General features: G+C 70.9%; 19 protein-coding genes and 2 tRNA genes. 4 read left to right on the top strand and 17 right to left on the bottom strand.

The features are described 5' to 3' along the window. From TN53_RS20130 to leuS, 6 genes are all read right to left on the bottom strand, one after another. A partial coding sequence (locus TN53_RS20130) for an arylamine N-acetyltransferase family protein (RefSeq protein ID WP_046259946.1) occupies window positions 1-465 on the bottom strand: 465 nt, incomplete at its 3' end. A 4-nt stretch (window positions 466-469) separates the two neighbouring features. After that, window positions 470-3241: a ComEC/Rec2 family competence protein gene (locus TN53_RS20125; protein WP_095046602.1), complete on the bottom strand. Its 2772-nt coding sequence runs from the start codon at window positions 3239-3241 to the stop codon at window positions 470-472. Continuing rightward, window positions 3238-4293, bottom strand: a complete 1056-nt coding sequence (locus TN53_RS45270; protein ID WP_095046601.1) for a ComEA family DNA-binding protein — start codon at window positions 4291-4293, stop codon at window positions 3238-3240. The genes TN53_RS20125 and TN53_RS45270 overlap by 4 nt, the downstream gene beginning before the upstream one ends. Before the next feature lie 163 nt (window positions 4294-4456). Then, on the bottom strand, window positions 4457-5302 hold the full coding sequence (locus TN53_RS20115) for a DegV family protein (protein WP_046259943.1): 846 nt from the start codon (window positions 5300-5302) through the stop codon (window positions 4457-4459). Between the two features lie 72 nt (window positions 5303-5374). Then, window positions 5375-6106: a hypothetical protein gene (locus tag TN53_RS20110; protein WP_420719112.1), complete on the bottom strand. Its 732-nt coding sequence runs from the start codon at window positions 6104-6106 to the stop codon at window positions 5375-5377. A gap of 144 nt (window positions 6107-6250) precedes the next feature. Further along, window positions 6251-9124, bottom strand: a complete 2874-nt coding sequence (gene leuS / locus TN53_RS20105) for a leucine--tRNA ligase (protein WP_046259941.1) — start codon at window positions 9122-9124, stop codon at window positions 6251-6253. Between the two features lie 449 nt (window positions 9125-9573). Here leuS and TN53_RS20100 point away from each other — a divergent pair, with 449 nt between their 5' ends. Both TN53_RS20100 and TN53_RS20095 read left to right on the top strand, forming a co-directional pair. Next, entirely contained in the window at window positions 9574-10860 is a 1287-nt protein-coding gene (locus TN53_RS20100; RefSeq protein WP_199924620.1) for a cytochrome b/b6 domain-containing protein, read from the top strand. After that, on the top strand, window positions 10857-12467 hold the full coding sequence (locus TN53_RS20095; RefSeq protein ID WP_046259940.1) for an NADH-quinone oxidoreductase subunit NuoF family protein: 1611 nt from the start codon (window positions 10857-10859) through the stop codon (window positions 12465-12467). Before TN53_RS20100 ends, TN53_RS20095 begins: the two co-directional genes overlap by 4 nt. 126 nt (window positions 12468-12593) lie before the next feature. On the opposite strand, the gene TN53_RS20090 is transcribed toward TN53_RS20095, so the two are convergent. The 3 genes from TN53_RS20090 to TN53_RS20080 form a co-directional block, all read right to left on the bottom strand. Continuing rightward, window positions 12594-12666: transfer RNA gene (locus tag TN53_RS20090), tRNA-Ala, on the bottom strand. Window positions 12667-12769: 103 nt separating this feature from the next. Continuing rightward, entirely contained in the window at window positions 12770-13003 is a 234-nt protein-coding gene (locus TN53_RS20085) for a hypothetical protein (protein ID WP_003976229.1), read from the bottom strand. 246 nt (window positions 13004-13249) lie between these two features. Next, entirely contained in the window at window positions 13250-14611 is a 1362-nt protein-coding gene (locus TN53_RS20080; protein ID WP_234441650.1) for an MFS transporter, read from the bottom strand. A gap of 214 nt (window positions 14612-14825) precedes the next feature. Here TN53_RS20080 and TN53_RS20075 point away from each other — a divergent pair, with 214 nt between their 5' ends. Beyond that, window positions 14826-15674, top strand: a complete 849-nt coding sequence (locus TN53_RS20075; RefSeq protein WP_052745260.1) for a helix-turn-helix transcriptional regulator — start codon at window positions 14826-14828, stop codon at window positions 15672-15674. 18 nt (window positions 15675-15692) lie between these two features. Here the strand turns inward: TN53_RS20075 and TN53_RS20070 are convergent. From TN53_RS20070 to TN53_RS47870, 7 genes are all read right to left on the bottom strand, one after another. Further along, window positions 15693-15765, bottom strand: a tRNA-Ala gene (locus TN53_RS20070). A 75-nt stretch (window positions 15766-15840) separates the two neighbouring features. Continuing rightward, complete coding sequence (locus TN53_RS20065; RefSeq protein ID WP_046259939.1) at window positions 15841-16512, bottom strand: histidine phosphatase family protein; 672 nt, start codon at window positions 16510-16512, stop codon at window positions 15841-15843. Then, window positions 16509-16955 (bottom strand): ribosome silencing factor, encoded by a 447-nt coding sequence (rsfS, locus tag TN53_RS20060; RefSeq protein ID WP_046259938.1) that lies wholly within the window; start codon window positions 16953-16955, stop codon window positions 16509-16511. The genes TN53_RS20065 and rsfS overlap by 4 nt, the downstream gene beginning before the upstream one ends. 151 nt (window positions 16956-17106) lie before the next feature. Continuing rightward, window positions 17107-18870, bottom strand: a complete 1764-nt coding sequence (locus TN53_RS20055) for an LCP family protein (RefSeq protein WP_046259937.1) — start codon at window positions 18868-18870, stop codon at window positions 17107-17109. Window positions 18871-18886: 16 nt separating this feature from the next. Continuing rightward, a complete protein-coding gene (gene nadD, locus TN53_RS20050; protein ID WP_046259936.1) occupies window positions 18887-19525 on the bottom strand; it encodes a nicotinate-nucleotide adenylyltransferase in 639 nt (212 codons plus the stop codon). A gap of 79 nt (window positions 19526-19604) precedes the next feature. After that, window positions 19605-19769, bottom strand: a complete 165-nt coding sequence (locus TN53_RS47875) for a hypothetical protein (RefSeq protein ID WP_046259935.1) — start codon at window positions 19767-19769, stop codon at window positions 19605-19607. 142 nt (window positions 19770-19911) lie between these two features. Beyond that, complete coding sequence (locus TN53_RS47870) at window positions 19912-20073, bottom strand: hypothetical protein (RefSeq protein WP_046259934.1); 162 nt, start codon at window positions 20071-20073, stop codon at window positions 19912-19914. Between the two features lie 112 nt (window positions 20074-20185). Here TN53_RS47870 and TN53_RS20035 point away from each other — a divergent pair, with 112 nt between their 5' ends. Next, window positions 20186-21316, top strand: coding sequence for a M48 family metallopeptidase (locus TN53_RS20035; protein ID WP_420719111.1), 1131 nt, complete (start codon window positions 20186-20188; stop codon window positions 21314-21316). Window positions 21317-21414: 98 nt separating this feature from the next. Here the strand turns inward: TN53_RS20035 and TN53_RS20030 are convergent, their stop codons facing one another. After that, window positions 21415-22491 (bottom strand): hypothetical protein, encoded by a 1077-nt coding sequence (locus tag TN53_RS20030; protein WP_046259932.1) that lies wholly within the window; start codon window positions 22489-22491, stop codon window positions 21415-21417. Window positions 22492-22518 lie beyond the last annotated feature (27 nt).

Here is a 22518-nt window from a genome sequence, read left to right as displayed (position 1 = left end):
GGCCTCGACGACCCGGAACGTGCCCCCGGGGTCCACCTGTTCCCCCCGCGCCCCCATCGCCAGCGGATGGTGGCTGTGCGCCCCGAAGCCGACGTCGGCCAGCCAGTCGCCCCCGTCCACCGTCCGCACCCGCAGGGCGAGATGGTCGTACGGGATGCCGAGCCGCCCCTCCTCCCCGTACACCCGGGCCGCCAGCAGCGTCACCTCGAAGCCCAGCGCGGCCAGCAACGCCCCGAAGGAACCGTTGAGTTCGTAACAGAACCCGCCCCTTCGCGCCCCCACCACCTTGTCCAGCAGCCGCTTCTCCTCCAGCACGATCTCCTCGCCGAGATGGATCGACAGGTTCTCGAAGGGCACGGTCTCCAGATGGCGCAGCTGCAGTTCGCGCAGGACGTCCACGGTGGGCCACGCCGGGTGCTCGGCACCGAGGCGGCGGAGATAGGCATCAACCTGTGCGGAATTCATGCCCTCAGTCTCCCGCGACCCGCAGCGACTCACCCGTTCCCAGGACCGCCAGCGCCCCGTCCTCGTCCGTCTGCAGCACCATCGCCCCCTGGGCCCGCAGCGCCGCGACCGTGCCGGGAGCCGGGTGTCCGTACGTGTTGTCCCTCCCCACCGAGATGAGCGCCAGCCGCGGAGCCACCCTGCGTATCAGTTCCGGATCCTGGTAGGCCGAGCCGTGGTGGGCGACCTTGAGTACGTCGACGCCGCCCAGCAGCGCGCCCGCCGGGGATCTCAACAGGGCTCGCTGGGCCGGGGGTTCGAGATCGCCGAGCAGCAGGAACCGCAGCCCGCCCGACCGCACGAGCAGGGCGACGCTGGCGTCGTTCGGCCCTTCCGGTTCCGTCGAGAAGACCGGAGCTCCCGGAACTCCCCCACCCGGCGGCGGCCACACCACCTCCCAGGCCAGCGCCCCGGTGCGCCGTCGCTCCCCCGCCACGGCATGGGTGAGCGGAATCCGCTGCCGCGCCGCCTGCCGCCGTACGAACTCCACCTGGTCCACCGGCTCCTCGAACCCGGTCGTCTCGATCGCCCCCACGCTCCGCCCGCGCAGCACGCCGGGCAGGCCCGCCACATGGTCGGCGTGGAAGTGGGTCAGCACGACCAGCGGGATCCTGGTGATGCCGAGGGTGCGCAGACACCGGTCGACGAGCGTCGGATCGGGCCCCGCGTCCACCACCACACCGGTACCGTCACCCGCCGCGAGCACGGTCGCGTCCCCCTGCCCCACATCGCACATCACGAACCGCCAGCCGGGCGGCGGCCACCCGGTGATCACCCTGGCCAGCGGCGGCGGCTGCACCACCACCAGCAGGAGCAGTGCTCCGCAGACCCCGCACCACGCGGGATGCCGCAACAGCCGCCGCCCGGCCGTCACCACGGCCACCGTGACCAGGGCGAGCAGGACCGCCCCGGTCCAACTGCCGGGCCAGTCCATCCCTGCGCCGGGCAGGGACGCTCCGGCACGGGCGACGTCCGCGATCCACCCCGCGGGCCAACTCGCGCACCAGGCCAGCGCCTTGGCCACCGGCATCATCAGGGGCGCCGTCGCCAGCGCGGCGAAGCCCAGCACCGTGGCCGGCGCCACGGCGAACTCCACGAGCAGATTGCACGGCACCGCCACCAGGCTGACCCGCGCCGACAGCACCGCGACGACCGGCGCGCACAGGGCTTGCGCGGCGCCCGCGGCGGCCAGTGCCTCGGCCAGCCGTGGTGGCACCCTCCGCCGTCGCAGGGCCGCGCTCCAGCGGGGCGCGAGGGTGAGCAGGGCCCCGGTGGCCAGCACGGACAGCAGGAATCCATAACTCCGGGCCAGCCAGGGGTCGTACAGCACCAGCAGCAGGACGGCCGTCGCCAACGCCGGGATCAGCGACCTGCGGCGCCCGGTCGCCAGGGCGAGCAGAACCACGGTTCCGCAGGCCGCGGCCCGCAGCACACTCGGGTCAGGTCGGCACACGACGACGAAGGCGAGCGTGAGCGCCCCGCCGAGCAGCGCCGTCGTCCGCAGGGGGATGCCGAGCCGGGGTGCGAGCCCCCGGCGCTCGACGCGCTGGGCCAGTCCGGGCGGCCCGATGAGCAGGGCCAGGATGATCGTGAGGTTGCTCCCGGAGACGGCGAGCGTATGCGCGAGGTCGGTCTCCTTGAACGCCTCGTCCAGGTCCGGAGTGATCCGCGAGGTGTCCCCGACGACGAGCCCCGGCAGCAGCGCCCGTGCATCCCCCGGCAGCCCGTCGGTGGCCTCCCGCAGCCCGCCCCGCAACCGCCCGGCGAACCGCTGCCCCCCCGACGGCCCCGCCACGACCTCCGGCGCCCTCTGCCCCCGTACCCGCACCACGGCCGCGACCCTGTCCCCACCCACCATCACCGGCGCCAGCCGCGCGGAGACACGAAACCGTGTGGAGGGCAGCAACCGCAACCAGGGCGAGGACTCAGGCCCATGGGCCAGGGAGCCTCCACCACCCGCTGCCCCCTCGGCGAAGGGACTGCCACCTGTCGATCCGTCGGCGAAACCGCCCCCACCTGTCGGCCCGAAGGCAGATCCGCCCCCACTCGTCGCCCCGCCGGAGGGACCCACGTCTCCCCCTCCGCCCCGGGCAACGGCACTCGGAGCCCCCCGACTGTCCGAACCCGCTGTCGGCGCCCCGGGCCCTGCGTCCGCCCTCCTCCCGAACTCCGCCACGTCGACCATCACCAGCACCGGTGCCCGCGTAGCCACCACCGCCCCACCCGCTTTCGCCACTCGCCGCACCTCACCCTTGATCAGCACGGAAGTCGGCGCCATACGGTCCCCTTTGACCCGCGGCCGGGTGAGCCGGGGATCGGAGGTGACCTCGATCTCGGCGGTCGCGGTCGCGTACTCCCGCGCCAGCCCGGGCACCGGCCCACGGCGCAGATCGGCTCCGTGCAGCCCGGCCGAGACGGCGGCCGCGGCGACGCAGAGCAGCACGGCCGCGACCGGGACGCGCGGCCCCGCACGGCGCCGCGTCACCAGCATCACGCCCGCTGCCACCAGGCACAGGACGGCGACCCCGGTGATCCACTCGGGCGCGGCATCCAGCATCAGCGCCGCCGTCGCCCAGGCGGCGAGCGCGGGCGGGACGAGTCGTAGGTCGGCCGGCCCTTCCTGGCGGGGGTTGGCGTCCCCGAGCCGTTTGCCGGAGGCGGCGTGCACGGCCCGGCGGGGCCGGGGCGTCGCCGGTGGAGAAGGCGAAGAGGGCGAACCCTCGGGTACGTGACTCATGGCCGTACGAGATTCCGCAGATCGGCGAAGCGGCGTTCTCCGATGCCGTTGACCTCGCGCAGCTCGTCCACCGAGCGGAAGCCGCCGTGCTGGGTGCGGTAGTCGACGATGTGCCGGGCCAGGACCGGTCCGACCCCGGGCAGCGTGTCCAGCTGGTCCACGGTGGCCGTGTTGAGGGAGACCGGAGCCGCGGGTCCCGCTCCCGGCACGGAACCGGCGGAACCGACCGGACCGCCGCCCGCCGTACCCCCCGGGCCGACCCCGGGCGCGGCAGGACCGCCGACCACGACCTGCTCGCCGTCGATGAGGAAGCGAGCGCGATTGAGCCCCTCGGTGTCCGTACCGGGCCGCACCCCACCGGCCGCACGCAGCGCGTCGGCGACACGCGAACCCGCGGGGAGCCGGTGAACTCCGGGATCACGGACCTTGCCGCCGACGTCCACCACGATCTCGGCCACGGGCGAGCCCACCGCGTTCGGCGCACCGGCCGAAGCACCGGGACCGGCCTGCGCACTCCGCTCCGCGAAGGGGGCGGCCACGACTTCGGGTGCCCGCACGGCCTGCGTCCGCCCCGCCCAGAAGTGCTGCACGGCGAAACCCGCGGCGACGACGAGCACCACCGCCAGCGCGACCACACTCCGCCGCTCCAAGCCGCACCTGGCCTGCAACCACACCGGCATCCGCTCCCGAAGAGCCAGCCCGGCCCGCACCCGCCGATCCCCCGTCGCAGGGGGGACATCAGCCCAGCCCACCGGTGCCGGCCCGGCATCAGGACCGAAGTCCGCGTCCGCGCCGCTCCCGTCGGCCCCCGCACCGGGCACACCACCCCCGTCGATGCCCGGCGGCCCTGTCCCCGCCTCGCGTCGCTCCCCGACGCGATCGGCGAACATGACCTCCGCGCGCCGACGGAGTTCCTCGGCCGAGGCATACCGCTGCCGGTCCCGTGGCGGCCGGTGGTGGCGTTGGTGGTGGCGGGTACGGACGTCGGAGGCAGGCCCACGGCCCGGCCCACTGGTCGGAGCCGCTGTGCGTGAACGTGATCGAAGTGCCATGCGACGAGGATCGGGCACCCCCGCGCTCCCGCGATGATCTTGCTCAATTCCCGGGGACGACACCCCGGTTGTGGATAACTCCGCCACCCACACGAGTGACAGCCGACCACCCACAGCCCTCGACGACGGCGTCACCGCGCCATCGCGATACCGCCTGACCGCCTCACCGCGGCGAAACCACAGCCCCCAGCAACCCCGGGCCCGTATGCGCCCCGATCACCGCACCGACCTCACTCACATGCAGATCCGCCAGCCCCGGCACCCGCGCCCGCAGCCGGTCCGCCAGTGCCGACGCCCGGTCGGGGGCGGCGAGATGATGCACGGCGATGTCGACCTGCGCGCTGCCCGCCCGGTCGGCCACGATCTCCTCGAGGCGGGCGATCGCCTTCGACGCGGTGCGCACCTTCTCCAGCGGTTCGATCCGGCCGCCCTGCAGCTGGAGCAGCGGCTTGACCGCGAGCGCGGAGCCGAGGAGTGCCTGGGCGGCGCCGATGCGGCCGCCCCGGCGCAGATAGTCGAGAGTGTCGACGTAGAAGTAGGCGGACGTCCCGGCGGCCCGTTTCTCCGCGGCGGTCACGGCCTCGTCCATCGTGCCGCCCGCCTCGGCCGCCTCCGCCGCGGCGAGGGCGCAGAATCCCAGGGCCATTGCGATCATCCCGGTGTCCACGACCCGTACCGGCACCGGCGCCTCGCGCGCCGCGAGGACGGCCGCGTCGTATGTGCCGGAGAGCTCGGCGGACAGGTGCAGGGAGACGATGCCGGTCGCGCCGGACTCCGCGACCCGCCGGTAGGTCTCCGCGAAGAGCTGGGGGCTGGGGCGCGAGGTGGTGACAGGGCGCCGCTTCTGAAGTGCCTGGGCCAGGGAGCGGGTCGAGATCTCGGTGCCCTCTTCGAGGGCCTGGTCGCCGAGGACGACGGTCAGGGGCACTGCGGTGATGCCGTGGCGCTCCATCGTCCGCTGCGGCAGGTAGGCCGTTGAATCGGTGACGATCGCGACATGGCGGGACATGAGCTGGAGGTTACCTGCCGTAGCGCCAGGGCGGCAGCCCGACCCCTGTCACCTGGGGCAGCCTTGACCGGATCAAGTCGTGCTCTCGGGACGGGGCTTCTTCTGCCAGGGGTATGCGGGGCGCTGTGCCGGCGGGGTGATGGCGGGCCGGGTCGGTTCGTCGGCGGTGCGTGACTTCGGCGTCTCCGGCCAGGTCTGCTGGGCCGTGGTGGCGTCGGCGACGGGTGCGTCGGGCCAGGAGGGCGGGGACTGCGCGGGCTCCGTCGGCTCCGCTGTCGTCCAGTGCCGCAGCGCGCCGGCCTCCATGTCGATCTGGGAGCTCAGCGAGTCCAGGTCGTCGTCCGCGAAGCGGCGGGCACGGTCCCGGGCCGCCCAGCGCAGTGAGTCCGCGGAGTGCGTGATCTGCTCGGTGCGCTCGCGCAGCGCCGGCAGCCGCTCGGTGAGCGTCGCCCGGTCCGGTTCGGACTCAAGGCGCCTGAGTTCGCCGTCGAGTTCGTGTCCGTGCGCGCTGAGTCGCTGGAAGAGGGCGAGGGACTCCTTGAGGGACTCGTCCTCGGCCGCGCCCGCGTGCAGGGCGTCCTGGGTGGCGCGCATGGAGGTGCGCAGCTTCAGCCGCAGTTGGGCCAGTTCGCCCGCCGCGCCGGGCTGGGCGAAGGACTTGGCCCGCAGTGTGTGGTCCTCGACCGTGCGGCGGGCCTGGGTGATGGTGCGGTCCACGCCCCGCTTGGCGGCGCCGACCACCTTCACCGTGGCGTAGACGCCGAGCACCAGGAAGAGCACGAAAAGCAGAGCGACTATCGCCATCAGTGCCTCCACGATGCTCCTCCTACGACCGGGCACGAAGTTCCGCGCCGCTCTTCAACGGTAAACGCAACGGGCAGGCGCGGAGTTCCGGAAGAACCCCGAACCTGCCCGTACGGAACCCCTAGGGGGCACCGGCACCGTGTCTCACGACGGAACGATGTTCACCAGCTTCGGCGCCCGCACGATCACCTTGCGGATCCCCGCCCCGTCCAGCGCCGCCACGACCTTGTCGTCGGCCAGCGCCACCTTCTCCAGCTCCTCGTCGGAGATGGCCGGGGAGACCTCCAGACGGGCCTTGACCTTGCCCTTGATCTGCACGACGCAGGTCACGGTCTCGTCCACCACGTACGCCGGGTCGGCGACCGGGAAGTCCTGGTGGACGACCGAGTCCATGTGGCCCAGCTTGCGCCACAGTTCCTCGGCGATGTGCGGTGCCAGCGGCGCGATCAGCAGCACCAGCGGCTCGGCGACCGAGCGGGGCACCGAGCCGCCCGCCTTGGTCAGGTGGTTGTTCAGTTCGGTGACCTTGGCGATGGCGGTGTTGAACCGCATGCCGTCCAGGTCCTGCCGCACGCCGTCGATGGCCTTGTGCAGGGCTCGCAGGGTGTCCTCATCGGGCTCGGCGTCGGTCACCGCCGGCGAGCCGGTCGCCTCGTCGACGACGTTGCGCCACAGCCGCTGCAGCAGCCGGAACTGGCCGACCACCGCGCGCGTGTCCCACGGCCGGGAGACGTCCAGCGGGCCCATGGCCATCTCGTACAGGCGCAGGGTGTCGGCGCCGTACTCGTCGCTGATCTCGTCCGGAGTGACGGCGTTCTTCAGGGACTTGCCCATCTTGCCCAGCAGCCGGGAGACCTTCTCGCCCTGGTGGTAGTACGCGCCGTCGCGCTCCTCCACCTCGGTGGCCGGCACCGCGATGCCACGGCTGTCGCGGTAGACGAAGGCCTGGATCATGCCCTGGTTGAACAGCTTGTGGAACGGCTCCACGGAGGAGACGTGCCCCAGGTCGAACAGCACCTTGGACCAGAAGCGCGCGTACAGCAGGTGCAGCACCGCGTGCTCGGCGCCGCCGACGTACAGGTCGACACCGCCGTGCGGCTGGCCCTCGCGCGGGCCCATCCAGTACTGCTCGATCTCCGGGTCGACCAGCTGCTCGCTGTTGTGCGGGTCCAGGTAGCGCAGCTCGTACCAGCAGGAGCCGGCCCAGTTGGGCATGGTGTTGGTCTCACGGCGATACGGGCGCGGGCCCCGCCCGTCACCCAGGTCCAGGGTGACGTTCACCCAGTCCTCGTTGCGCGACAGCGGCGTCTCGGGGGAGGTGTCGGCGTCGTCCGGGTCGAAGGTGCGCGGCGAGTAGTCCTCGACCTCGGGCAGCCTCAGCGGCAGCATCGACTCGGGCAGCGAGTGGGCGATGCCGTCCTCGTCGTAGACGATCGGGAAGGGCTCGCCCCAGTAGCGCTGCCGGCTGAACAGCCAGTCACGCAGCCGGAAGTTGACGGTGCCCTCACCGACACCGGACCGCTCCAGCCACTCGGTGATGCGCGCCTTGGCCTCGACGACGCCCAGGCCGTCCAGGGAGACACCCTCACCGCTGGAGTTGATGATCTTCGCGTCGTACGAGGCGAAGGCGTCCTCCCATGTGGAGGTGTCGGTGCCCCGGCCGTCCGTCGGCTCGACGATGCAGTGGATCGGCAGCTCGAAGGCGCGCGCGAACTCGAAGTCGCGCTGGTCGCCCGCCGGGACGGCCATGATCGCGCCGGTGCCGTAGCCCATCAGGACGTAGTCGGCGATGAAGACCGGGATCCGGTCGCCGTTGACCGGGTTGGTGGCGTACGAGCCGATGAAGACGCCGGTCTTGTCCTTGGCCTCGGCCTGTCGCTCCACGTCGGACTTGGAGGCGGCCTGCGCGCGGTACGCGGCGACGGCCTCGGCCGGGGTCGCGTGACCGCCGGTCCACACGTCATGGGTGCCCTCGGGCCATTCCTGAGGCGTGAACTTCTCGACCAGCGGGTGTTCGGGCGCCAGCACCATGTAGGTGGCGCCGAACAGGGTGTCCGGGCGTGTGGTGAAGACGGTGATGTTCTCACCGTCGATGGGGAAGTCGACGCGGGCGCCCTCGGAGCGGCCGATCCAGTTGCGCTGCTGCAGCTTGATGGCCTCGGGCCAGTCCAGCGCGTCCAGGTCGTCGATCAGCCGGTCGGCGTAGGCGGTGATGCGCATGTTCCACTGGCGCAGCTTGGCCTTGAAGACGGGGAAGTTGCCGCGCTCGGAGCGGCCGTCGGCGGTGACCTCCTCGTTGGCCAGCACGGTGCCCAGCCCGGGGCACCAGTTGACCGGCGCGTCGGAGGCGTAGGCCAGGCGGAACTCGCCCAGGACGTCGGCCCGCTCGGCGGCGCTCAGCTCGTTCCACGCGCGCGTGTGCCCCGGTACGGCGCGCTCACCGGTCTCGAACTGGGCGATCAGCGAGGAGATCGGGCGGGCCTTCTTCGCCTCGTCGTCGTACCAGGAGTTGAAGATCTGCAGGAAGATCCACTGGGTCCACTTGTAGTACTCGGGGTCGATCGTGGCGAACGACCGCCGCTTGTCGTGGCCCAGGCCCAGCCGGCGCAGCTGGACCTTCATGTTCTCGATGTTGGCCTCGGTGGAGACACGCGGGTGCGTGCCGGTCTGCACGGCGTACTGCTCGGCGGGCAGGCCGAAGGCGTCGAAGCCCAGGGTGTGCAGGACGTTGTGGCCGGTCATCCGCTGGAACCGGGCGTAGACGTCGGTGGCGATGTAGCCCAGGGGGTGGCCGACGTGCAGACCCGCACCGGAGGGGTACGGGAACATGTCCATGATGAACTTCTTGGGCTTGGCGACCAGCTCCGGGTCACCGGCCAGGTCACCCTTGGGGTTCGGCGCGGCGTACGTGCCCTCGACGTCCCAGAAGTCCTGCCAGCGTGCCTCGATCTCGGCCGCCAGGGCGGCCGTGTAGCGGTGCGGCGCGGCCACCTCGGCAGCGGGGTTCGTCTCGCTCATGATCCTTAAGCTCCATCGATCGTCTCTGCCAGCGGCTGTGTCGTTCAGGAAACGAAAAATCCCCTCGCACAGGAGGGGACGCCGCGCCGATTCCGACCCATCCGGTTCGCCCGGCGGTCGGGACTGATCAGCGCGGCCCGCTAAGCAGAAGGCGTACGGCACGCATGGCGTCAGAGTACCGCAGCCGTTGAGCAAGCCGCGACGCGCTTACGTATGCCTCTTTGGCACCGGGTGCCGTTCGCTCCAACCCCGCAGAGCACTCCAACATCACCCGACTAGAACTGAACAAGAGTCAAAAGTTACTCCGCGTAACGGCTAGTAAAGGACATCACAACAACCGCATAGTCCTTTGATAACAACGCAATAACTCAAACCTCGTACCGATCGGTATGGCTCCACTTAGAGTGCGGCAGCGGGACCGCTTTCCCGAACTGCTCGGAGTTGCCCCCATGAACCCTCGTCGTAGTAACAGCTCGCTCCCCAAGACCGGTCGCTCGGCCTACGGGATCGCGTCGGCTGTCGTCCTGCTCTTCATACCCGTGTTCGTGCTGGTCGGAGGTGAGCGGGTCCGTGACTTCCTGAACTTCGGCGCGGGCGTACTGTCCCTCGTCTGCCTCAGCTGCTCGGTGATCTGGGGCCTGGTCGCCCAGGACCGGATCTTCCTCAATCCGCAACAGCGGATCATCGGGCAGGCGGTGCACCGGACGACGGCGGTCGGCTCGATCGCGTTCCTGCTGCTGCACATCACCACGAAGGTCGCCCTCGACCACACCTCGCTGATCTCGGCGATCATCCCGTTCTCACTCGGCGTCACCGGAAGCGCCGGCCTGATCGGCCTGGGCTCACTGGCCGGCCTGCTGATGATCTTCGTGGGCATCACCGGCGCCCTGCGCAGCCAGTTCGCCTCCCCGGCCCCCGTAGCCGCCCGCTGGCGCGCCATGCACATGCTGGCCTACCCGGCCTGGTGCTTCGCCCTGGTCCACGGCCTGTACTCGGGCCGCGAGGCCAAACCCGTCTTCGTGATCCTCTACGGTCTCTCGCTGGCCGGCGTCATCGGCGCACTCGCCCTGCGCTCGGCGCCCCGCCCGATCAAGCGCAAGGTCGCCGACCGGATCCAGGCCGTCCTGGGCACCGGGGAGCGGCCGGGCCGCGAGGAGCTGGACGCGAGCCGCGCCAGGAACGCGGAGACGTCGTCCGCCCTGCCCGGCTACGGGAACACGCGCGCGGGGCAGTCCCGTACGACACCTTCCTACGAGGCCCCCGCGCCGCCCGCCCCCGAGCCCACGAACGGCTTCGCGGCGGCCTACCGCGCCGTCACACCGACCCCGCGCATCCCGCAGCAGCCGTCCTACGGCGCCGACCAGACAGCCCGCATGGACCTGCCGATGGACATGCAGCCCACGGAGGCGATCCCGCGCTACGACACCGGCGGCAGCACCTCGGGCAGCTGGCCGATCCCGTCGCCCCCGCCGGTCGGCGAGGCACCTCCGTCGGCCTACGACCCGCTCCAGGACACCGGATACAACATCCCGACCTACCGCAATACGGACACATCCGGATACGGCACGAGTGATGTGTACGACACCGGTGAGTCGAACAACTTGTCCGGCACGTACTACCCGAACGACACGTACAACAGCGGTCCCGCCACTGATCCATCGTCCGGTGAGTCGTACGACTTCGACACACCGGGCTCGGGCGAACCTTGGAACATGCCTTCCGGAGGCTATAGGTGAACGAGGCCCTGCCCGACGTCCCAGAAGTCCGCGTGGTCGGTCTTCCTCAGCTCACGTCGGGCTTCGACCTTGTCGAAAGACTTGACCTGCCCATGCACCTGAAGGTGCACGGGCCGCTCGAACCCCTGGGCGGCGAGCAACTCGCGAAGCTCGCCGAGAACATCAACCTGAAGGGCCGCGGCGGCGCGGGCTTCCCCTTCCACAAGAAACTGCGCTCGGTCGCCGAGGCGGCCATCAAGCGCGGAGTACGCCCGGTCGTCGTCGTCAACGGCAGCGAGGACGAACCGGCCTGCCGCAAGGACACGGTGCTCATCAACCGTGCCCCGCACCTCATCCTGGACGGCGCCCTCCTGGTCGCCGAAGCCCTGGGTGCCCGCACGCTCGTGGTGGGGGTCACCCGGGAGTCCACCCAGCGGTCCATGGAGGCCGCGCTCGCCGAACGCGGCCTCAGCAACGGCCGCCGGTCGGCGCTCCGCGCGCGCGTGCAGCGCAATCCCGTCCGTATGGTCACCGGAGCGGCGGCCTCGCTGATCCGCTCCATCGACGGCGGCCCGGCGATCCCGCCCGGCCGCAAGGTCAGCGCCTCGCAGAACGGCGTCGGCGGCGCGCCCACCCTGCTGTCGAACGCGGAGACGTTCGCGCAGCTGGCGATCGCCGCCCGCATCGGCCCGGAGCGCTACGGCAACACCGGTCTCTACGACGAGCCGGGCACCGTCATGCTCACGGTCTCCGGCGCGGTCGCCCGCCCCATGGTGATCGAGGCTCCCACCGGTGTGCCGCTGCGCTACATCCTGCAGCTCGCCGGCGCCCCGCCGGTCCCGCAGGGCGTGCTGACCGGCGGCTACCACGGCAAGTGGATCGACGCCGCGACGGTCAACGAGGCGGTCGTCTCGCGCAACTCGCTGGACGCGGTGGGCGGTGCGCTCGGCGCGGGCGCGATCCTGCCGATCAGTCAGGAGACCTGCCCGCTGGGCGAGTCGCTGATGGTGGCGAAGTGGCTGGCCGAGGAGAGCGCCGGCCAGTGCGGTCCCTGCTACCTCGGTCTGCCGGCCGCCGCGCGCGGCCTGGAGGACATCCTCAACGGCGGCGGCCCGGCCGCCCTGGAGGCGCTCAAGCAGGTCGCCAAGAACGTGAAGCGGCGCGGCGCGTGCTCGCACCCGGACGGCTCCGCGATGTTCCTGGAATCGACCATCAAGGCGTTCACCGACGACCTCGCCGCCCATGTCCTCGGCAACGGCTGCGGACGGCCCGTGGAGGGCGTTCTGCCGCTCTTCGAGGGCGGCATGACGCCCTCCCTCCCGGGTGGCGCCAGCGCCGAGGAGAACGGCCCCAGCCGCCAGAAGATCTACGTCGACTGGACGCTGTGCCGGGGCCACGGCCTGTGCGCCGACATCCTCCCGGAGGTCTTCGAACTCGGCGCCGACGGCTTCCCCACCGTCGCCCAGGCCCAGGTGCCGCGTTACGCCGAGGCGAAGGCGCTCCGCGCGGTCCGCCGCTGCCCCGCCCTCGCCCTGCGCCTCGAGGAGGCGGCCCCGCGCGACAACGGCGCGTCCCGCAACCTCCCGGTCCTCTCCCAGGGCCGCGGCCGCCGCGCACTGGGGCGCTGAGCCGACATCACGAAGGGGGCCGCCCGATCCGGGCGGCCCCCTTCGTCGTCAGCGGGTGTGCGGGACAACTGCCCCTGGAAACGCAAGAATCCCGCCGGATCAAGATGATCCGGCGGGATCTTTATGTGGAGCTAAGGAGAATTGAACTCCTGACCTCCTGCATGCCATGCAGGCGCTCTACCAACTGAGCTATAGCCCCTTGCGGTGACCCCGTGGGTTTCCCCCGGCGGCGACGCCAACATTACACGCTCCCCCGGGTGGAACACCAAATCGTTTCCCTGAGGCCCGCCCACCGACGGGCCTCACGCAGTGACGAACGAGTAGAACCGTTTGAGCGTGCAGTGTTCCTCGAGGAGCCGGCCGTAGATCGGCTCGCCCTCGAGTTCACGGTACGTCTCGATCGGGTCGCCTTTTATGATCAGCGCCCGCGCGCACTCCTCGCACCAGTACTGGTAGTCGGGATTGACCGGCTCCATGTCCCGCACGATCGGCGTCCCGCTGCCGCACCAGTCGCACTTTCGCCTGTGTGCACCCATCGATCAGCTCCAGCTGTGGCCGCAGGCCGTGCACACGTAGGAAATCCCGCCGTTGTCACCAAGGACCTGGGCGACATGGAGGGAACCGCAGGAAGGGCAGGTGAGCCGGGTGACCGTATCCCGTGTCGACGCTGCTTCAAGGAGGTGGCCGACCTCCTTGAGGATGCTCGCAGGCATCACTGCTCCCTCCCGTCGGGCCGCGCCCCCTTCCGGCCGTTTGATTCTGCCACGGCCAGACCAATACGGTCAGCGACGCCTCAGTACCAGTCCGGACACGGCACCCACCGCCGCCGTGCCGGCCAGCGCGAACATGCACGCCGAGAGCGCCTCCGCAGAGGTATACGCCTCGAAAGCCCCGAGTGACTCAAGCCGGTTCAAGAACAGTGTGCCGAACGCGGCGACCCCGGTCAGCTGACCGAGCTGGGTGACCGTGGCGAGCAGCCCGCTGGCGTCCGCCGCGTCCTCGGGCCGCACCGTGGCCAGCGCCCGGGTCAGCGTGGGGCTGAAGGCCAGCGCGAGCCCGACACCCACCCCGGCGTACGCGACGTACACCCACACCCCGCCGTCACTGCCGCCCTGGAGCGCCGGACCGACTCCGGCCACGGACAGCGCGGTGAGCAGGAACCCGGCCGGCGTCAGCGCGCGCTGGCACGCCGCGGACCACCTCCGCCAGGTCAGGCCGACCAGGCCGAAGATGACCGCGGTCGGTGCGAAGGTCAGGCCGGCGCGCAGGGCGCTGTAGCCGAGACCGCCCTGGACATGCAGCGTGAGCACGAACAGGAAGCCGCCGTTGACCGCCATGACGGCCATGATGCGCAGGACGGCCAGGCCCATGCCCGGGTGCCGCAGCACCCTCGGCGCGATCAGCGGATCGCCGCCGCGCCGGGCGAGCCGGGCCTCGTACGTGCGGAACACCGTGAACAGCACAGCGGCGGCGGCCAGCGACAGCCAGGACCACAGCGGCCAGTCCTCCTCCTGTCCCAGCACCAGCGGCACGGTGAACAGCGACACGGCCGCGCCGAGCAGGACCAGGCCCGGCAGGTCCAGGCCTCGCCGGCGCTGCGGGCTGACGTGGTCGCGCGGCAGGACACGGCGCCCGACGATCAGGAGGACGACGCCCACGGGCACGTTCACCAGGAACACCGGCCGCCAGCCGGTGCCGAACAGGTCGGCGCTGACGAGGACTCCGCCGAGTATCTGTCCGGCGACGGCACCGACGGCGAGGACCGCCGAGTACGCGCCCAGCGCCTTCACCCGGGCCTCGCCGACGAAGTTGCGCTGGATGAGGCTCAGCACCTGCGGGATCATCACCGCCGAGCCGATGCCCTGGACCAGCCGGAAGACGATCAGTTCCGTGGCGCCCTGCGCCAGGCCGCAGGCGAGCGAGGCGGCGGTGAACAGGGCCATCCCGACGAGATGGACCCGGCCGTGGCCGTACCGGTCGCCGAGGCGGGCACCGGTGATCAGCAACACGGAGTAGGTGATGGTGTATCCGGCGACCACCAGCTGCAACTCGGCGCCCGAGGCCTGGAGTTCGGAACCGATGGTGGGAGCCGCGACGTTCACGATGAAGACGTCGAGCAGGGCCATGAACGTGGCGGCGAGCACGACCGCGAGCAGCGGCCGGGGCCCGTTGTCAGTGCCGGGTGTTTCACTGATCGCAGGACTTGGAACGGGTGCGATACCCGCTCCGGAACGGGGCGTTGTCGTCATGCCGTCGAGCGTGACGCCACCGCGGTACGGGTGCCGAGAGCCCACCGATGCTGGTACTGACAGCACCTGGCAGGGGACCGGCCGGACGGCGAGGATGGGGGATGTGACGATGGGGACGACACAGCGCCGCCGACCCGAGCTGGCCGCGTTTCTGCGCACCAGGCGCGCCCGGGTGACGCCGGCGGACGTGGGGATGCCGCCGGGCTTACGACGCCGTACACCAGGGCTGCGCCGCGAGGAGGTCGCCCAGCTCTCGGGGGTGGGGATCACCTGGTACACCTGGTTGGAGCAGGGCCGCCCGATCAACGCCTCCGCGCAGGTCCTGGACGCCGTGGCGCGCACCCTGCGCCTCGATCAGCCCGAGCGTGAGCATCTGTACCACCTGGCCGAAGTGCCGTACTCCTGCGCGCCGGAGGCCGTCGCGCAGTCCGTGGGTCCGGAGATCCAGGGCATCCTCGACGCCCTCGAACCGCGCCCGGCGGTGGTCTACAACTCCCGGTTCGACATCGTGGCCGCCAACGAGGTCTACCGGACCCTGTTCGCCGTACCGCTGACACAGCCCAGCGGCCGCCTGCCGAACGCCCTGTGGGGCCTGTTCACCGCGCCGGACGAGCACTGCCCGCTGATGTTCCGGGAGACGGAGCTGCCGGTGATGGTCGCGACCCTGCGCGCCGCCTACGGGCTGCATGCCGGCGAGCCGGTCTGGGAGGACTTCATACGCAAGCTGTCCGCGGCGAGCTCGCTGTTCACCCGGCTCTGGGAGAGCGGCGACGTGGCGGAGCCGGGACGGCGGGTGAAGGGTTTCAGGCATCCGGCGGTGGGCGAACTGCGGATGACGTCGGTGTCGCTGTCGATCCATGGGATGCCGGAGTGCCGGATCGTCGTCTACACGCCGGACGACGAACAGACGGCGCAGCGCACGGCTCAGTTGAGGGGAATGAAAAATCCCGCCCTGTGAGGACGGGATCTTCGCCTGTGGAGCTAAGGAGAATTGAACTCCTGACCTCCTGCATGCCATGCAGGCGCTCTACCAACTGAGCTATAGCCCCTTGCTTAGTTCTTCCCGCTCGGCGGGGCGAACAAGAAGAACTTTAGCCTGCGACCTGCCAGAAAGTGAAATCCGCTCAGTCGTCGTCGCCGAGCACCGGTTCCGGCAGCGTGCCGGCGTTGTGCTCGAGGAGACGCCAGCCGCGGGCACCTTCGCCGAGGACGGACCAGCAGCAGTTGGAGAGGCCGCCGAGGCTCTCCCAGTGCCGGGTCTCCAGGCCGAGGAGCCGGCCGATGGTGGTGCGGATCGTGCCGCCGTGGCTGACGACGACGAGCGTGCCGTCGTCGGGGAGCTTGTCGGCGTGCCGGGTCACCACGGGGGCGGCGCGGTCGGCCACCTCGCTCTCCAGTTCGCCGCCGCCGCGGCGGATCGGCTCACCGCGCTTCCACGCGGCGTACTCCTCCCCGTGCGCGGCGATGATCTCGTTGTGCGTCAGCCCCTGCCAGACACCCGCGTAGGTCTCGCGCAGGCCCTCGTCGTGGCTGACGTCGAGGCCGGTGAGCGCGGCGAGCTCGCCCGCCGTGTTCGCGGCCCGCTTGAGGTCCGAGGCGACGATCGCGGCGGGCTTCAGGGAGGCGAGCAGCCGGGCGGCCCGGCGGGCCTGGGCCACGCCGGTCTCGGTGAGCTCGACGTCCGTGGTGCCCTGGAAGCGGCGCTCTACGTTCCAGGCGGTCTGGCCGTGCCGCCACAGGATGACGCGGCGGCCCCGGCCGGGCCGGCCTGCCGTCACCTCACCGGTGGCACTCATCGCCAGTCACCACCGAGGTCCTCGGCGTCCTCGGCGGCCTTCAGCTTGGCGTGCTCCTCGGCCTTGCCGCGGGTGGCCTTGGCGTCCTCGGGCAGGTCGAGCTCGGGGCAGTCCTTCCACAGCCGCTCCAGGGCGTAGAAGACGCGCTCCTCGCTGTGCTGGACGTGGACGACGATGTCTACGTAGTCGAGCAGGACCCAGCGGGCCTCGCGGTCGCCCTCGCGGCGCACCGGCTTGACGCCGAGCTCCTTCTGGAGCCGCTCCTCGATCTCGTCGACGATCGACTTGACCTGGCGGTCGTTGGGCGCGGAGGCCAGCAGGAAGGCGTCCGTGATCGACAGTACGTCGCTGACGTCGTAGGCGATGATGTCGTGCGCGAGCTTGTCGGCGGCCGCCTGTGCGGCGGTGTGGATGAGCTCGATGGAGCGGTCAGTGGCGGTCACTACACGGCTTTCGGTCGGCGGTCACTTGACATCAAGGGTCTCACGGACCGCCGAGGGCACCCCATTCCTTTGAACGATCACGCCGTGGGGCCGGGTCGCGGACGTCCGCGACCCGGCCCTGTGCCCCGGTTTCCGCCGTTCTCCCGGCCGGTTACGACGACGCGGGCTCGTAGTCCTGGCCGAGGACCACGGAGACGTTCGCGTTCGAGGAGGTCCTGCCCTTGGTGACGGCGCTGGTGGGCAGGCCCAGGGTCTTGGCGACCTCGGTGGCGTTCTCCTTGTCGGCGGCGTCGGTGTAGAGGACCTTGGAGGCGCTCTGGGCGGCGGGCGCGGTGCCGCCCTCCAGGAAGGTGAAGCCGCCGTTGAGGAGCACGATGCGGGCCTTCTCGGTGTTGCCCTTGACGCCGCTGGCGTTCTGGACGGACACGCGGACGGCGGCATCCTTGTCGGGGCTCTTCGCGGTGCCGCCGAGGACGTCCTTGACCACGCTGTCGCCGGCCTGGGCGCTCAGCGTGCCGTCGGTCTGGACGGGCAGCAGGGCGGTCTTGTAGTCGCCGCCCTTGGCGAGGTCGGCGAGCTTGGCGAGGAAGGTGCCGAGGTCCTTGTCGGTGAGCGACGGGTCGAGGATCTGCGCCAGCGTCTGGACGGTGACCGTGGCGCCCTGCGCGTCGGAGGACACCTTGCGCAGCACGCCCTGCATGACCTGCCCGAACCGCTCCAGCTGGGCGTTCTGGGCCTCGCCGGAGGCGCGGTAGGTGGCGTAGGCGACGGCCGCCCTGCCGCCGAGGGTCCGGTCCTTGCCCTGGGTCACGAGGGGCGCGGTGCCCTTCTTGCCGTCCGGGTCGGGCACGTCGGCGTCGGTGTCGATCTCGATGTTGCCGATGATGTCGACGAGGTTCTGCAGGTAGGGGGTGTCCAGGCGCCAGGTGCCCTGGATCTCGGTGCCGAGAACCGTGTCGATGGCCTCGCGGGTGCCGGAGGAGCCGTCGTCCTCGACCGACTTGGCGAGCGTGGTCGTGCTGCCGTCGTCGTCGGCCACGGCGAGGGAGTTGGGGAGCAGGACCGTGGTGCCCTGCTCGGTGGTGGTGTTGTCGACGAGCAGCGCCGTGGAGGTGCCGCCCTTCTTGGTGTTGTGCAGGTGGACGACGACCACGTCGCGGTTCTGGGCGGCCGCGGACGTGGCCGTGCCCGTCTTGGAGTCGGAGGAGGACAGGCCGGGCAGCTTCCCTGCGTACCAGAGGTAGCCGACCCCGCCGACCGCGGTCAGCGCCAGGACGACGACGAGGGCGACGAGGCGGCTGCGGGCGCGGCGCTTGGCCTCCTCGCGCCGCTCGGTGCGGTTCTCGGTGAAGTTCAGCCAGTCGATGACGTCCTCGGAGTCGGTGTCCGGCTCCTCGACGAAGGCGAACTGCCCGGTCGCGTAGTCCCGTTCGGACCGGCCGTCACCGGCGGGACCGCCAATCTCCTCGGCCGGGCCGGCCTGCTGCGGGATGTAGGCGGTCTGCTCGGCGACCCGGGGCTGCTGCCCGCTCGCGGCGGCGCGGCCGTAGGGGTCGTACGACGTCCCGGGCACCCCGGGCGCTCCTTGCGCCGCTCCGTGCCCGTACGGGTCGTAGGGCGGCACTGGAGCCTGCTGACCGGTGTCGTACGGGTCGTACGAGGGCACAGGGTGCTGGCTTCCGGTGTCGTAGGACTGCCCGGGGTACTGCCCTGTCTGCTGTCCTGTCTGCTGTCCGCCCGCCGCGTACGGGTCGTAGCCGTAGCCCTGTTGCTGCGCGTACGGGTCGTACGGCTGCTGTTGCGGCTGCTGCTGGGCGGCCGGCTGGTAGATGGGCCGGCCGTACTCGTCGTAGCCGACGAGCTCGTACCGGTCGTCGTGGTCGCCGCCGTATCCCGCGTCGTATCGGTCGTTCACCGGTGCCCCTCTCGGCTCACTCGCCGCGGTACAGCTCGCGCTTGTCGATGTAGCGCACGACTCCGTCCGGCACCATGTACCAGATGGGGTCTCCCTTGGCGACTCTCGCACGGCAGTCCGTCGAGGAGATGGCGAGCGCGGGAACCTCCACGAGAGAGACACCGCCCTCCGGGAGCCCCGCGTCCGTGAGGTGGTGGCCGGGGCGGGTGACCCCGATGAAGTGCGCCAGGGAGAACAGCTCCTCGGTGTCGCGCCAGGTCAGCAGCTGGGCGAGGGCGTCGGCGCCGGTGATGAAGAAGAGGTCCGTGTCGGGGTTGAGCGCGCGCAGGTCGCGCAGGGTGTCCACGGTGTAGGTGGGGCCGCCGCGGTCGAGGTCGATCCGGCTCACCGAGAACTGCGGGTTCTCGGCGGTCGCGATGACCGTCATCAGATAGCGGTCCTCGGCCGGCGAGACGCTGCGGTGACTCTTCTGCCACGGCTGCCCGGTCGGTACGAACACCACCTCGTCCAGGTGGAACTGCGCGGCGACCTCACTGGCCGCCACGAGGTGCCCGTGGTGGATCGGGTCGAACGTTCCGCCCATGACGCCGAGGCGGCGCTTGCCGGGGTTCGACGGGGCGTTGCCCGGGCCGGTAGGCATGTCCTGCTCTCCCATGCGTGCAGACCCTACCGGCCCGTCCTGAGGGCACCGGTCGGAGGAGGCCCGGAGTGCCCCGTTATGGGCACCGGGTGCCTCAGCGGTCGCGGTTGAAGCGGGTGGTGATCCACAGCAGGAGCATCAGGGCGACGAACGCGCCGCCACCGGTGAGAAGGGGGCTGAGGCTCTCGTGGTTGCCGCCGTGCTCCTCGCCCTCGGCGGCAAGGGTGACCAACTGGGCTGCGGCGCTGTGGAAGCTCATCTTCGGCAGGACCTATCCGGTGTCGGCGGGATAAAGACGTCGGCCCATCGTAAGCGGGCGGCTCCGCGCCGATCACGCCGACTCCGCCGTTGGGGCGCCGGGTTGCCGTCGAAGGCCGCCCGGAGGGAACTTCCGCGCCCTTTCAGTCGTCCTTCTGCCTGTAGCCACGCAGCAGGAACCACGCGGTCAGGGCACAGCCCACCAGCATCACGACCAGCACGATCCGGAGCAGGTTTCCCGACCCTTGCTGCTCGGCTGCGCCCGCGGCTCCGGTGAGCCAGGCGGACGCGGGGTTGTGCTCCATGACGGGACTCCTTCGCTGTACTGCCCGTCCACCGTATCTCCGCCTAGGCTGGGCTCTGCTTCGGGGGCGCAAAGGACCGCACAAGGGTCCGCAAAGGGCCACTCTCACGCACATGGGGGAAGACATGTCCGACGACGGCCACGAGCAGAACGGGCACGAGCAGAACGGGCACGAGCACGTGCCGAGCAGGCAGCGCAGGCGCTTCCCCGGAATCTCCTCGCGCGCCTACGAGCACCCCGCCGACCGCTCCGCCCTGGTGGCGCTGCGCAAGCTGAGCGGGTTCGACACGGTCTTCAAGGCGCTCAGCGGGCTGCTGCCCGAGCGGAGCCTGAGGCTGATGTTCCTGTCCGACTCCGTGCGGGTGTCGGACCAGCAGTTCGCGTACCTCAACGACATGCTGCGGGACGCCTGTTACATCCTGGACCTGGAGAAGGTCCCGCCGATGTACGTCAGCCAGGACCCGAAGCCGAACGCGATGTGCATCGGCCTGGACGAGCCGATCATCGTCGTCACCACGGGCCTCGTCGATCTGCTGGACGAGGAGGAGATGCGGGCGGTCGTCGGGCACGAGGTGGGGCACGCCCTGTCCGGCCACGCGGTCTACCGGACCATCCTGCTGTTCCTGACCAACCTCGCCATCCGGGTGGCGTGGATCCCGCTGGGCAGCCTCGCGATCATGGCGATCGTGACCGCGCTGCGCGAGTGGTTCCGCAAGTCGGAGCTGTCGGCGGACCGGGCGGGGCTGCTGGTGGGGCAGGACCTGCGGGCCTCGATGCGGGGTCTGATGAAGCTGGCGGGCGGCCACCATCTGCACGAGATGAACGTGGACGCGTTCCTGAAGCAGGCCGAGGAGTACGAGGCCGGGGGCGACCTGCGCGACTCCGTGCTGAAGATCCTCAATGTGCTGCCGCGCTCCCACCCCTTCACCACCGTGCGGGCGGCCGAGCTGAAGAAGTGGGCCGAGTCCCGCGACCACCAGCGGATCATGGACGGCCACTACCCGCGGCGCACCGAGGACAAGGACACCTCGGTCACGGACTCCTTCCGTGAGTCGGCGGCCAGCTACGCGAGCAATGTGAAGAGCTCCAAGGACCCCCTGATGAAGCTGGTCAGCGACATCGCCGGCGGAGCGGGCGACCTGGGCGGCCGCGTCCGCCGGGGCTTCGGCGGCTTCGCGAGCACGACCCCGGGGGACGACGAGCCCCCGACGGACACGGACACACCGCCCCGCAATGACGACTGAGGGCCGCTGAAGACGCCTGAAGGGGCGCGGGGAACTGCGCGAGCAACCACACACGGCCCGCAGCCGCCGCACAACCGAACCCCTACGGCGAAATGGCGTCAAACCTTCGGCTGAGCCCCAGTGGCCAGCGTCCCGCACACCGCCGTCGCCCGGTCCGTCGCGAACGGATCCGTCCCGGCCGGCCCGCCCGTCTTCGCGGTCTGGCCGGCCAGCAGCGGGCTCAACAGCTCCGCCACGTTGCCCCCACAGGACAGCGGCCCGGCCTGGACGTACGACACGGTGAGCTGGGCCTGGTGCAGGCGCACGTCGTTGTGGTCGAAGCGGAACCGCATCTCGCGCCGCACGGTGAACAGTGACGCCTCGGCCTCGGCGCCGGCACCGACGGGCCGCAGCGCGTACACGAAGGTGTGGTCCGCGGTGACCTCGAGGAACGTCGAGTCGGTCTCGGTGGCCCGCAGGGTCCCCTGCACCCGGATCCTGGGATCGGCCAGCTCGACGCTCTTGGCATCGAAGCGAACCAGCCATCCGGTGACCGCGTGGCGACCGTCGGCGGCCGGATGGCTCAGGCTCTCGTCGAACTGGAGGTGCTGGTCCGCCGGCAGCAGCACCCGCACGGGACGCGTCTGCTCGCCGGTGAGCACCTCCGGGTAGAGCGCGGAGCGGACGATGTACTCCTTGACGGTGTCGAGCGCGCTCGACACCTGGGTCTGGGAGAAGTGCGAGGTGTCGCGGGCGGCGGGCATCGTGATCCCCGCGGCACCGATGCGGAACCGGGCGGCGGGGCTGTGCGCGTACAGCTGCTCGGGGTCGGCCGCACCGGGCACCTTGCCCTCGGGGGCGAGCGGGACGACGGTCGCCCGGAAGAGGCTCGCTTCGACATCCCTGATCGCGGCGGGGCTCTCATAGGGGTGCCGTACGCCCATGTAGATCGCCGTACCGAAGGCCAGGGCGATCAGCAGGACCAGGACGAGTGCCTGCCGGGACAGCCCTCGGCGGACCGGTGGACGGCGGCGGACTGCGGGCGCGTGGTCGGCGATGCGCTCCTGGGCGGAGAATTCCTGGAGCCGGGCAGCACGGACGAACGACTCGTCGAAGACGACGGATCGGTACTCGTCCTCTGCACCACCGGGGCCGCCCTCGGGTGTCCCCTCAGGTGGTTCTCCAGGCCCTCCCATATCTTCAGGGTAGGTCTCCGGGAGCTC

The organism is Streptomyces sp. WM6386 (assembly GCF_000972385.1).
GTDB lineage: Bacteria > Actinomycetota > Actinomycetes > Streptomycetales > Streptomycetaceae > Streptomyces.
The sequence above is the reverse complement of the archived record's forward strand: the minus strand, read 5'-3'. Positions and strand labels throughout refer to the sequence as shown.